The organism is Cellulomonas fimi ATCC 484 (assembly GCF_000212695.1).
In the GTDB taxonomy this organism is placed as follows: domain Bacteria; phylum Actinomycetota; class Actinomycetes; order Actinomycetales; family Cellulomonadaceae; genus Cellulomonas; species Cellulomonas fimi.
Map to the genome: position 1 here is coordinate 3,331,449 of NC_015514.1, position 11,896 is coordinate 3,343,344.

General features: G+C 69.8%; 9 protein-coding genes. 5 read left to right on the forward strand and 4 right to left on the reverse strand.

The window, feature by feature from the left end:
- Window positions 1-47 precede the first annotated feature (47 nt).
- Genes CELF_RS15050 through CELF_RS15060 form a run of 3 tightly spaced genes read right to left on the reverse strand, consistent with a single transcriptional unit; the run spans window position 48 to window position 3,875 of the window.
- On the reverse strand, window positions 48-1,277 hold the full coding sequence (locus CELF_RS15050; protein ID WP_013772130.1) for a type 1 periplasmic-binding domain-containing protein: 1,230 nt from the start codon (window positions 1,275-1,277) through the stop codon (window positions 48-50).
- Between the two features lie 52 nt (window positions 1,278-1,329).
- A complete protein-coding gene (locus CELF_RS15055) occupies window positions 1,330-2,346 on the reverse strand; it encodes an ABC transporter permease (protein ID WP_013772131.1) in 1,017 nt (338 codons plus the stop codon).
- Window positions 2,334-3,875: a sugar ABC transporter ATP-binding protein gene (locus tag CELF_RS15060; RefSeq protein ID WP_197722516.1), complete on the reverse strand. Its 1,542-nt coding sequence runs from the start codon at window positions 3,873-3,875 to the stop codon at window positions 2,334-2,336. The genes CELF_RS15055 and CELF_RS15060 overlap by 13 nt, the downstream gene beginning before the upstream one ends.
- A 315-nt stretch (window positions 3,876-4,190) precedes the next feature.
- Between CELF_RS15060 and CELF_RS15065 the strand changes: the two genes are divergently transcribed.
- Together CELF_RS15065 and fucO are read left to right on the forward strand one after the other, a co-directional pair.
- On the forward strand, window positions 4,191-5,243 hold the full coding sequence (locus CELF_RS15065; protein WP_013772133.1) for a LacI family DNA-binding transcriptional regulator: 1,053 nt from the start codon (window positions 4,191-4,193) through the stop codon (window positions 5,241-5,243).
- 141 nt (window positions 5,244-5,384) lie between these two features.
- Window positions 5,385-6,536, forward strand: coding sequence for a lactaldehyde reductase (fucO, locus tag CELF_RS15070; RefSeq protein WP_013772134.1), 1,152 nt, complete (start codon window positions 5,385-5,387; stop codon window positions 6,534-6,536).
- 119 nt (window positions 6,537-6,655) lie between these two features.
- Here fucO and CELF_RS15075 read toward each other — a convergent pair whose 3' ends face one another.
- Entirely contained in the window at window positions 6,656-7,042 is a 387-nt protein-coding gene (locus CELF_RS15075) for a hypothetical protein (protein ID WP_126297821.1), read from the reverse strand.
- A 200-nt stretch (window positions 7,043-7,242) separates the two neighbouring features.
- On the opposite strand from CELF_RS15075, the gene CELF_RS15080 reads away from it, so the two are divergent.
- From CELF_RS15080 to CELF_RS15090, 3 genes are all read left to right on the forward strand, one after another.
- On the forward strand, window positions 7,243-9,297 hold the full coding sequence (locus tag CELF_RS15080) for a bifunctional rhamnulose-1-phosphate aldolase/short-chain dehydrogenase (RefSeq protein WP_013772135.1): 2,055 nt from the start codon (window positions 7,243-7,245) through the stop codon (window positions 9,295-9,297).
- A 41-nt stretch (window positions 9,298-9,338) separates the two neighbouring features.
- Window positions 9,339-10,550 (forward strand): alpha-hydroxy acid oxidase, encoded by a 1,212-nt coding sequence (locus tag CELF_RS15085; protein WP_013772136.1) that lies wholly within the window; start codon window positions 9,339-9,341, stop codon window positions 10,548-10,550.
- Between the two features lie 125 nt (window positions 10,551-10,675).
- Window positions 10,676-11,884, forward strand: a complete 1,209-nt coding sequence (locus tag CELF_RS15090; protein WP_013772137.1) for a methyl-accepting chemotaxis protein — start codon at window positions 10,676-10,678, stop codon at window positions 11,882-11,884.
- Window positions 11,885-11,896 lie beyond the last annotated feature (12 nt).

Sequence of the window (11,896 nt, forward strand, 5' to 3'; positions counted from 1 at the left end):
GAAGTTGGCTCCCATCAGCGGTGCCTCCCTGTCCCGTCAGTTCCTGCTCAGAGGAAGAGGTCGGTGTACGAGTACGCGGCCACGAAGTCCTCGAAGTCCTCGTACGTGACGTCCGGGCCGACGAACGGGTCGAGCGTGGCCTTGTCGTAGGCAGGGTGCTCAACCGTGTCGGCGGCCATGTAGGCGGTGAAGTCGTCGACCGACTCGGCCACCCAGTAGCCCTGCTCGAGAGCCAGCGCGGTGTCCGCCGCGCCACGGATCGGGTTGCCCTGGACAGCGTTCAGCGTGGCGACGAAGATCGGACCGATGCTGGAGGTGAACTTGCCGGCGAGGTAGGTGACGGTGCCGGCCTCCATCGCCTGGAGGTTCTCGTCGGTGTAGGCGTCGATGTCGCCGATCTCGATGCCCGACCCGGAGACTGCGGCGCCGAAGACCGCGAAACCGGTGCCGGCGGCAAGGATCACCTCCGGCTTGGAGGAGACAACCGACGCCATGCTGGCCTGCCAGGCGGAGTCGCCGAAGTTCCAGCCCTCCAGGTAGCCCGTGAGCTCGTAGACGTCCGACTCGAACTTGTCGAGCTTGATGGTGCCGTCCGCCATGATCGTGCCGAGGATCGCGTCGTAGTCCTTGGTGCCGGCGTACGAGGTCGACGGCTCCTCCGCCAGCGCGGCGAGCATCCCCGCGGTACGAGCGATGTGCATGTCGATGTAGAACGGCACACCCGCGCCGAAGATCGCGTACTTGGTCTTGCCGGCGTCGACGTAGTGCCTCGCCATGTCGTAGCCAGCCTGCCGCTCGATGTCGAGGCTCGGGCCGATCGCGCCGACGTAGTGCTCGTAGGAGCTGAACTCGTCGTACTGCTCGTCGGTCAGCGTGCCCGTGGCGACGGCGTAGTAGATGCCGGCGTCCTCGGCCATGTCGAGCTGGGCCGGGCGGTCGCCGGACGCGAACGAGATGACGGCCTGACAGCCGCTCGCGATGAAGTTCTCCATCGCACGCTTCTCGGCGTCGGCGTCCGCGAGCTCCTCGGAGTACGTGAACTCGACGTTGTAGTTCGCCTGGATGTACTTCGTGTAGTAGTCCTTGAAGCCGAGCGCCTCGGAGGACGTCGCGTCCGAGACCAGCACGCACATCTTGACCGTCTCACCGGCGTCGGTCCCGGCGTCGCCGGACGGCGCAGCGCCGGCGGAGCCGCCACTGCTGTCGCACGCCGCGAGGCCGAGGGACAGCCCGAGCCCGGCCGCCACAGCGAGTGCGGTGGACCTGGTGATCTTCATCGATCTTCCTTTCGTGGAATTTCGTGGGGCACTTCAGGGGGTAAGTGAGGCCTCAGCGAGGCAGGAGCTTGGTCCGGTGACCGCTGCTCGCGACCCAGACGACGGCGAGGAAGAACGCGGCGCGGACGACCTGGGCGAGGCCGTTTCCCGCGGACGTGGACGCCAGGAGCGTCGTCATCGTCTGGTTGAGCACGGCCATCGAGAGGCCGCCGATGAGTGCGGCGTAGATCCGTGACCGGGGTCCGCCGGAGATGGGCATGCCGCCGAAGACCATGGCGACGAGGACGTTCATCCCGATGTCGGCAGCGGTCGTCGTGGTCAGGGTCGGTGTGCGCAGGACCGTGAGGAATGCGCCGAGCCCGACGCCGAGGCCAGCAATGGCGAACGCCGCGATCGCAGACTTCTTCATCGAGATTCCGGTGAGTTTCGCGGCCATCGGGTTTCCCCCGATGAGCTTCTCCGCGCGGCCCAGGCGAGTGAAGTTGAAGAGGAACACGCAGAGTGCGATGAATGCCGCGGCGACGGCGAACTTGACCGGGAGCGTGTCGTACTCCCGCGCGAACGAGCGGTCGACCCGGATCTGCGCCCCGCCGGTCGTCTGGACCAGCGCGACCGCGACGGCGCCGAGCACCGAGAGCATCGCGACGGTGGTGACGAACACCGGCAGGTCGAACACGGCCGCGAGGGTGGCGCTGATCAACGAGGCGGCGACGGCGGTCCCGATGCAGACCGCAAGCATCGCCCACAGGCTCTCGGTCGCGTTGTAGGTGAGCCCGCCCGCCATGGCCGCGACCAGGGTCGATGCGCCGAGGCTGATGTCGAACGAGCCCATCGAGAAGATGAAGATCGCCCCGGTCGCGATGACGACGATGATCACGGACTGGTTGACGAGCGTCTGCACGCTGTACGACATGTTGACGCCGTGCGCGTTGCCGACGAGGACGAACGTGACGGACAGCGCGATCAGGCCTGCGAGAGGAGCGAGCGCCGCGAGCCGCTCGCGGAGCACGGCACGTCGTGCGACACCGCTGACGGGCTCGCGCCGGGAGGTCTGGGTCAGATCATGCACTGGATGATCTCCATCTCGGTCAGCTCAGGGCTGCGCTCGAACTCTCGCGTGACGCGGCCCTCTTTCATGATCAGTACGCGGTCGCACATCCCCATGAGCTCCGTCATTTCTTCGGAGACCATGACGATGGCTTTTCCTTCGTTCTTGAGGTCAGCCATGAGCTGGTACATCGCCTGCTTGACGCCTACGTCGACGCCACGCGTCGGGCAGTCGAGGATCAAGATCTCGCTGCCGCACGCGATCCATTTGCCGAAGACGACCTTCTGCTTGTTCCCGCCCGAGAGGGTGCCGACCACCTGCGCGGAACTGGTCGCCTTCACGGCCAGCTGCTCCATCGGCCGCTGCACGTAGCGACGCTCGGCGCGCGACGTGATCAGGCCGGCCCGGCCGCGGCCGATGAGCCGCAGGCCGGCGCTCGCGATGTTGTCGCGGATGCTCGCGGTCAGGCTCAGCGACTCGGTGTCGCGATCCTTGGACACATAGCCCATGGCCGCGCGCACGGCTTGCGGCTCGCTGGTGATGCGCCGGCCGCGGGCCGTGACAGTCCCCGCGTCGAGGCGGACCGCCCCGAACAGCGCCTTCCCGAGCTCGTGCATGCCGCTGTGGCTGAGACCGCCGATGCCGACGATCTCGCCGCTGCGCACCTCTAGGCTGACGTCGACGACCTTGGCACCCACGGTCACGCGCTCCGCCGCGAGGACGACCTCCGGTCGCGCGCTCGGCGCCGTGTCCTCGCGGTAGTACTGCCCCTCGAGGTTTCGCCCGATCATCGCCGCACGGATCGCGTCCTCGTCGAACTCGTTCTTGTCGAACGTCCGGATCAGCTCGCCGTCGCGAAGGACCGTGAGGCGGTCGCAGACGGTCATGATCTCTTCGAGGTCGTGGGAGATGAAGACCACCGCGCCGCGCGCCTTCTGCTCCGTGACGAGTCGGTAGAGCGTCTGACGCCCGTCCTGCGACAGGGCCGTCGTCGTCTCGTCGATGACGACCACCTTGGGTCGGTGCATCATCACGCGCGCCAGCTCCACGAGCTTGCGCGCCTGGAAGTCGAGGGATCCTGCGACGGCCGACGGCTCGATCCCCTCGATCCCGGCAGCGGCCAGCGCCTCGGCAGCGCCGAGGCCCATCGCCTTGCGGTCGACGAGTCCGAACCGGCTGAAGCGACGGCTCGCGCCGAGGAACATGTTCTCGGCGACGGTGATCCCCGGGACCGTGCCGCTCTCCTGGACGATCATCCCGACCCCCGCCTCGAGGGCCTCGTTCGTCGATCCCGGTGCCCACGGTGCACCCTGGAACGCCATCTGGCCGCGGTCGGCGTTCTGCTGTCCCGCGATGATCGAGGTGAGGGTCGACTTCCCGGACCCGTTCTCCCCGATGAGGCCGTGGACCTCGCCGTCGCGGAGCTGGAAGTCCACACCCTTGAGTGCACGGACCACGCCGAAGGTCTTCGACATGTCGGTGACGGTGAGGACGTTCTCGCTCGTCATGGCACAGCCTCTCTGCTGCCGGTCTGGGGTGATCGCGTTCATGCTTCGGGGCGTGCGAACGGGCCGACAACGAGGACTGATACGTGGAAGAGCGGCTGCTCTTGCGGTCGAGGACACCCACCGAGCGGTCTCCGAAACCGCGGGCCGTATCCCGACGCGGCGCCTCCACACGAGCAGGCCATAACAGAACGCAGCTCTGCCGCGGCAGCCTCACATCGTTCTGGTGCCGCCGTCGGGACGTTCGGCTCGCATGTCGCCGGTCAGGCCGACTCTGGGACCTCGGTCCCACGAAGCACCTGCCGATCGCGCACGGCGTCGCTCCTGAACGAGGTCAGATCGACGTGGAAGAGTGGCCGCGTGACCTCCCCCGCGCGCCGTCGCCCGTCCGTCGCCGATGTCGCACGGGCGGCCGGAGTCTCCGTGGGAAGCGTCTCGAACGTGCTGAACCGGCCGGACACCGTCCTGCCCGAGACGCGGGAACGCGTCGAGGAGGCGATCCGGAGCCTCTCGTTCGTGCGCAACGGCCCGGCGCGGCAGCTGCGTCGCGGCACCATCACGACCGTCGGCGCCATCGTGCTCGACATCCGCAACCCGTTCTTCACCGACGTCGCCCGCGGGATCGAGGACCGGCTCGCCCTTGACGACCACACGCTGATGCTCGCGAGCTCCGACGACGACCCTGAGCGGGAGTCGAAGTACCTGCGGATGTTCGAGGAGCACGGCGTCCTCGGCCTGCTCGTGGTGCCCACGAGCAGTGCGCACGAGCACCTCGTCGAGATCCAGGAGCGGGGCGTACCCGTCGTCCTGCTCGACGCTCCGTCGTCCACGACCGACATGCCCTCGGTGTCGGTAGACGACGTCGCCGGTGGAACTCTCGCCATGGCTCACCTGTTGAGCCTCGGGCACCACTCGGTGGTCTTCCTCAACGGCCCGCACACGATCCGGCAGTGCCAGGCACGACGCACCGGCGTCGACCGGGCGGTCGAGGCCGCCGGCCTGGCACCGGACCGGGTCGTCGACGAGGTGACGCTGACGACCATGGACGCCTCAGGCGGCGACGCCGCGCTCGCCGCCTGGATCGCCAGGCACGGCGGTCGAGCCCCCGATGCCGTCTTCTGCGTCAACGACCTCGTCGCGATCGGCGTCCAGCGCCGGCTGCGTCGCCACGGCGGCTCGGAGCTCCTCGCTCGGACGGCGATCGTCGGGTACGACGACATCGACGTGGCCGCCGAGCTCGCGCAGCCGCTGACCTCCGTCCGGCAGCCCACGCACGAGATGGGGTACGCGGCGGCGAACGTGCTCCTGCACGGTGCGGAGCGGAGCGACGCGGAGCACATCGTGTTCCAACCCGAGCTCGTCGTCCGCGCCTCGACCGTCCAGGACCCCGCCGCTTCCTCCACGCGCCCTTAAGACGAGTGGGAGCTCACCTCGAACACTCGACCGCACCGGCTCGTGGCTCGTTCCGCCAGGGGGACCTTCGGCCCTCCGGCAGCGGCCGGCGGCCTGATGTCCTTCTCTCCAGTGTATGAATCGATTCACGAGGAGACCGCCATGGCGCAGCGCATGATCTGGAACCAGACCGCCTACTTCGGGCCGGGAGCGGTCGACGTCATCCCCGACGAGCTCCGCCGTCGCGGGTTCCGCAAGGCGCTCGTCGCGAGTGACCAGGCACTTGTGGACACGGGCGTGACGGCGCGCGTCACCTCGCTCCTGGACAGGGCAGAGTTCGCCTACGAGGTCTACAGCGACGTCCTGCCGAACCCGCCGATCGAGAACGTCCAGGCGGGCGTCGCGGCGTTCGCCGCCGCCGGCGCCGACGTGCTGATCGCGGTGGGCGGCGGCTCGCCGCAGGACACCTGCAAGGCGATCGGCATCATCACCGCCAACCCCGAGTTCTCCGACGTTCGGTCGCTCGAGGGCGTCGCGCCGACGAGGAATCCCTCGGTGCCGATCATCGCGGTCCCCACGACCGCGGGTACCGCGTCCGAGACGACGATCAACTACGTCATCACCGACGTCGAGCGGCAGCGCAAGTTCGTCTGCGTCGACCCGCACGACATCCCGGTCCTCGCGGTCGTGGACCCGCAGATGATGGCGACGGCACCGCGCGCGCTCAAGGTCGCGACCGGCCTCGACGCCCTGACCCACGCCATCGAGGGATACACGACCAAGGGCGCATGGGAGCTCTCGGACCTGTTCCACCTCAAGGCGATCCAGATCATCGCCGGAGCACTCGCCGACGCCGCCGACGGCGACGAGGCGGCCGCCGACCGCATGGCACTCGGACAGTACGTCGCCGGCATGGGCTACTCGAACGTCGGACTCGGGCTCGTGCACGCGATGGCTCATCCGCTGGGCGCCATGTACGGCGCACCGCACGGCGTCGCGAACGGCATTCTGCTCGCACCCGTCATGGCATTCAACGCCGCTGCATCGGGCGAGAAGTACCGCGACATCGCCGCGGCGTTCTCCATCCCGAATGCTGATGCCATGCCGCTCGAGCGCGCTCGCGAGGCGGCTGTCGACGCCGTCGCCGACCTCACACGCCATCTGGGGAACCCGACCTCGATCACCGATGTCGGGGCCTGCGCTGCCGACATCCCTGCGCTGGCCCAGGCGGCGTTCGACGACGTGTGCGCGGGGGGCAACCCTCGCGAGGCGTCCGTCGCCGAGATCGAGGCGCTGTACCGCTCGCTGCTGTGACCCGACAGAGGGCGCGGGCGATCGCCCGCGCCCTCTGCGGGACGGACCCGGCGGGTGGACTGCATCCGCACCCTGCGCCCCGTCACGCCTCGGCGATGGCGGAGCGTGTGCGCAGCGACCTACGGCGCCGTTCGCTGCGCACACTCGACGGCGAGGACGTGTGCGGCCGTACCCATCGAGCTCGCGGCCGCCGCCGCGCCGTCGTGCCCCTTCGCGGTCTCGACGACCGCCTCGATGACGAACCAGACGGCGAGCTCCGCGTACTCGACACAGTCGGTGGGAGTCAGATCGACCGCGACACCGCCGTGCGCGTCGATGGCGCTCAACCACGAGTCGAGCGCTTCGGCTACGGGCGCAAGACGAGCGGTCGTCGCCTCGTCGGCCGGTGCCGAGCGAGCGAGGGCGTCGACCGCGCTCGGAAGGTCGTCGCGAACCGCGACCAGGAACCGGAACGTCTCCGCTCGAAAGGCCTCGACGGCCAATAGCAGTGTCGATTCGCTCGTCAAGCCCTCCTGGGGTCGTGACGAAACCGCACGGACTCCCCCGTTCGCGCCGTCATGGACGCATGGTCGGACGGCCGCGTGGAGGATGTCAGGTCCCTTAGGGGCCGCGGAAAGGGCAGACCGGGGTCGCTCTGTGGCTTGACCCAGGACGAAGGTCCCCCTTAGCCTGAATCGATTCGTGCTCCCGCTCAAGGAAGACGGCGATGTCGAACTCTGTGGTCTCCGACCTGGTCAACCGCTCCAACCGGCTGGGCTCCGACCCGCGCGTGACCAATTACGCCGGCGGGAACACCTCCGCCAAGGGGGTCGCGACCGACCCCGTGACCGGCCAGGACGTCGAGCTCCTGTGGGTCAAGGGCTCCGGGGGCGACCTGGGGACGCTCACGCCGAAGAACCTCGCGGTGCTGCGGCTGGACCGGCTGCGCGCCCTGGTCGACGTCTACCCGGGCGTGGACCGCGAGGACGAGATGGTCGCGGCGTTCGACTACTGCCTGCACGGCAAGGGCGGTGCCGCGCCGTCGATCGACACCGCGATGCACGGCCTGGTCGACGCCGCGCACGTCGACCACCTGCACCCCGACGCAGGGATCGCGATCGCGACCGCGGCCGACGGTGAGGAGCTCACGCACGAGATCTTCGGCGACTCCGTCGTGTGGGTGCCGTGGCGCCGGCCGGGGTTCCAGCTCGGGCTCGACATCGCCGAGATCCAGGCGAAGAACCCGCAGGCCATCGGCTGCGTGCTCGGCGGGCACGGCATCACCGCGTGGGGAGACACGTCGGCCGAGGCCGAGCAGCGGTCGCTCGAGATCATCCGTTCCGCCGAGGCGTACATCGAGGAGCGCACGCGCGCGCTCGCCGCCGAGGGCGGCCACCCGTTCGGGGCGGTCGTCCCGGGCTTCGAGCCGCTGCCCGAGGCCGAGCGCCGGGAGCGGGCCGCCGCGCTCGCGCCCGTGATCCGCGGGATCGCGTCCGCCGACCGCCCGCAGGTCGGCCACTTCACGGACTCCGACGTCGTGCTCGACCTCCTGTCCCGCGAGAAGCTCGCGCCGCTGGCCGCGCTCGGCACGTCCTGCCCGGACCACTTCCTGCGCACCAAGGTGTCGCCGCTCGTGGTCGACCTGCCCGCGACGGCACCCGTCGAGGACGTGGTCGCGCGCCTGCGCTCGCTGCACTCCGAGTACCGCCAGGCGTACCAGGCGTACTACGACCGGCACGCGACCCCCGACAGCCCGGCGATCCGCGGTGCCGACCCCGCGATCGTGCTCGTGCCCGGCGTCGGGATGTTCTCGTTCGGCAAGGACAAGCAGACCGCGCGCGTCGCCGGCGAGTTCTACGTCAACGCGATCAACGTCATGCGCGGGGCCGAGGCGATCTCGACCTACCGGCCCATCGACGAGGCCGAGAAGTTCCGCATCGAGTACTGGGCGCTCGAGGAGGCCAAGCTCCAGCGCATGCCCGCGCCCAAGCCGCTCGCCACGCGCGTCGCGCTCGTCACCGGCGCCGGGTCCGGCATCGGACGGGCCATCGCCGAGCGGCTCGCGGCCGAGGGGGCGTGCGTCGTGATCGCCGACCTCAACCTGGCGGGGGCGCAGGAGGTCGCGGACGCGCTCGGCGGGCCCGACGTCGCCGTCGCGGTCGAGGCCGACGTGACCTCGGAGCAGGCCGTCGCGGCGCTCGTCCGCGAGACCGTGCTGGCGTTCGGCGGCGTCGACCTGGTCGTGAACAACGCCGGGCTGTCGATCTCCAAGCCGCTGCTGGAGACCACGGTCAAGGACTGGGACCTGCAGCACGACGTCATGGCCCGCGGCTCGTTCCTCGTCGCCCGCGAGGCCGCGCGCGCCATGATCGCGCAGGGGCTCGGCGGCGACATCGTCTACATCGCGTCGAAGAACTCGCTGTTCGCCGGCCCGAACAACATCGCCTACTCCGCGACCAAGGCCGACCAGGCGCACCAGGTCCGGCTGCTCGCCGCCGAGCTCGGCGAGCACGGCATCCGCGTCAACGGCGTCAACCCCGACGGGGTCGTGCGCGGGTCCGGCATCTTCGCGGGCGGCTGGGGTGCGCAGCGCGCGGCCGTCTACGGCGTGCCCGAGTCCGAGCTCGGCGCGTACTACGCGCAGCGCACGCTGCTCAAGCGCGAGGTCCTGCCGGAGCACGTCGCCGCGGCGGTCTTCGCCCTGACGGGCCCCGACCTCGTCCAGACCACGGGCCTGCACGTCCCGGTCGACTCCGGCGTGGCGGCGGCGTTCCTCCGATGACCCCGCCCCGTCACCACCCTGCACGAGAAAGAAGCCCGATCGTGACCGACCGCCAGATCCCGAAGTGGTCCGAGCTCAAGCCGCTGCTGCGGGCCAAGCCGCTGCGTCTGAGCCCGACCGACAGGCGTCTGGAGGACGCACTGACCATCGGGGACCTCCGTACGGTCGCCCGCAAGCGCACGCCGCGATCGGTCTTCGACTACACGGACGGCGCCGCCGAGGGCGAGATCAGCCTGCGTCGGGCTCGGTCGCTCTTCCGGAACCTCGAGTTCCGGCCGTCGATCCTGCACGACGTCTCCGGCATCGACACCACGACGACGATGCTCGGCAAGCCGTCGTCCGTGCCGTTCTCGTTCGCGCCGACCGGATTCACCCGGATGATGCATCATGAGGGTGAGCGAGCCGTGGTGCGGGTCGCCGAGCGGCGCGGCATCCCCTATGCCCTCTCCACGATGGGCACGACGTCGATCGAGGAGGTCGCCAAGGCTGCGCCTGACGCGCGCAAGTGGTTCCAGCTGTACGTCTGGAAGGACCGGTCCGCGGGCGAGGACCTCATGGCCCGCGCGAAGGCCGCGGGCTTCGAGGCGCTGCAGCTCACGGTCGACGTCCCGGTCGCGGGAGCCCGGCTCCGCGACGCCCGCAACGGCTTCTCGATCCCCCCGGCGCTCACGGTCAAGACCGTGCTCGACGCCGGGATGCATCCCGCGTGGTGGATCAACCTCCTGACGACGGAACCGCTGAAGTTCGCGTCTCTCTCCACCTGGGACGGCACCGTCGCCGAGCTGCTCGACAAGCTGTTCGACCCGTCGATGACGATCGCGGACCTGGAGTGGCTGCGCGCCTCGTGGGACGGGCCCCTGATCATCAAGGGCATCCAGACGGTCGACGACGCGCGCCGTGTGGTCGATGCGGGAGCCGACGCCATCGTGCTGTCGAACCACGGTGGACGGCAGCTCGACCGGGCTCCCGTCCCGGTCCGGCTCCTGCCGGACGTCGCGGAGGCGATCGACGGGCGCGCCGAGGTCTGGGTCGACACGGGGATCATGTCGGGCGCCGACGTCGTCGCGGCCCTGGCGCTCGGTGCCGACGCGACGATGGTCGGCCGCGCCTACCTGTACGGCCTCATGGCCGGTGGTGAGCGCGGCGTCGACCGAGCGGCGGAGATCCTGAGCCGGGAGGTTCGCCGCACCATGGCGCTCCTCGGCGTGAGCAGCGTGTCCGAGCTCGGGCCGCAGCACGTCCGGCTCCCCTGACCCGCCCTCCTGCTTGAATCCTTACAAGCGACTCCGTCCGGCCGATAGGAACGACGAGTAGCGCGTGTCGCGACGAGCGACGGTGCCGTCAGACCGACCCGCGCCTGCATGTAGAGCGAGGATCGATGCCGACGGCCAACGCGACGACCGACAGCACACCACCCGGTGGCGGGACACCGGCGCAGCCCAGCGGGAGCAAGTCGACGCCACGCACCTCGCGACGTCGCCGTCCACGCGTCACCACGGCGTTGGTCTCCTCCGCCGCGTGGGTGGTCGCCGCAGCGGCGGCAGTCGTCCTCGTGCCCGCCATCAGCAACAACCACCTCGTGTCCGCGGGCGTCCTCATCCTCGGCGTGGCTGCGTCCGCGACGTCGTCCCTGCTCGTCGGCCTCCGCATCGAACGCGACGTGCGAGACATCGCACGGTACGTCCGTGCTCCTCGCCCCCCGGGGGCCGGCCGCCTGACACCGGCGTTCCGTGAGACCCAGGCCTGCGCGTCCGCGGTAGAGACCGTCATCGACGACGCCGCAGGGCGGTCGGCCGGTCTCGCCGATGCCGCGGCTGCTCTCGGTGCAGGCCTCGACGGCCTCGCCGACGCCGGGCGAAGTGTCTCGATGCGTTCTGCCGGGGTCAGCGGGCATGCGGCGGATGTGGCCGACGCCGCCGGGCGCGTCTCCGCGAGCATCCAGTCGGTCTCGGTCGCTACTGGGCAGATGACCTCAGCGATCGCGGAGATCGCCGAGAGCGCCAGCAAGGCGTCCCACGTCGCCCAGGTGGCGTCCGGGATGACGACTCAGGGCATCGCGACGGTCAGTCGCCTGACCGACTCGTCCGAGGAGATCGGCAAGGTTCTCAAGCTGATCACCTCGATCGCGGAGCAGACGAATCTCCTCGCCCTCAACGCCACGATCGAGGCCGCTCGCGCCGGTGACGCCGGCAAGGGCTTCGCGGTGGTCGCCGGCGAGGTCAAGGAGCTTGCGCAGAGCACGGCTCAGGCGACGGAGGGGATCGCCCGGCAGGTGGAGGCGATCCTCAGCGACGTCGCGACGACCCAGACCGCGATCACGAGCGTGAACGAGGTGATCGACGAGATCACCGAGTACCAGGCGACGATCGCGGCCGCGGTCGAGGAGCAGAGCGCTACTACCCGTGCGATCGCGGACGGAGTCGCCGACGCCGCTGCCGCCTCGGACGAGATCGCGTCGACGATCACCGGAGTCGCGACGGCGACGCGAGAGGCAGCTGAACTGTTGGCCACGCTCCAGGACTCCGGCCAGCACGTGGGCGTCACCTTCGGCGCCCTGCATGGTCGAATCGCTCAGCTCTCGGCGTAGCCGAGGCTCGAA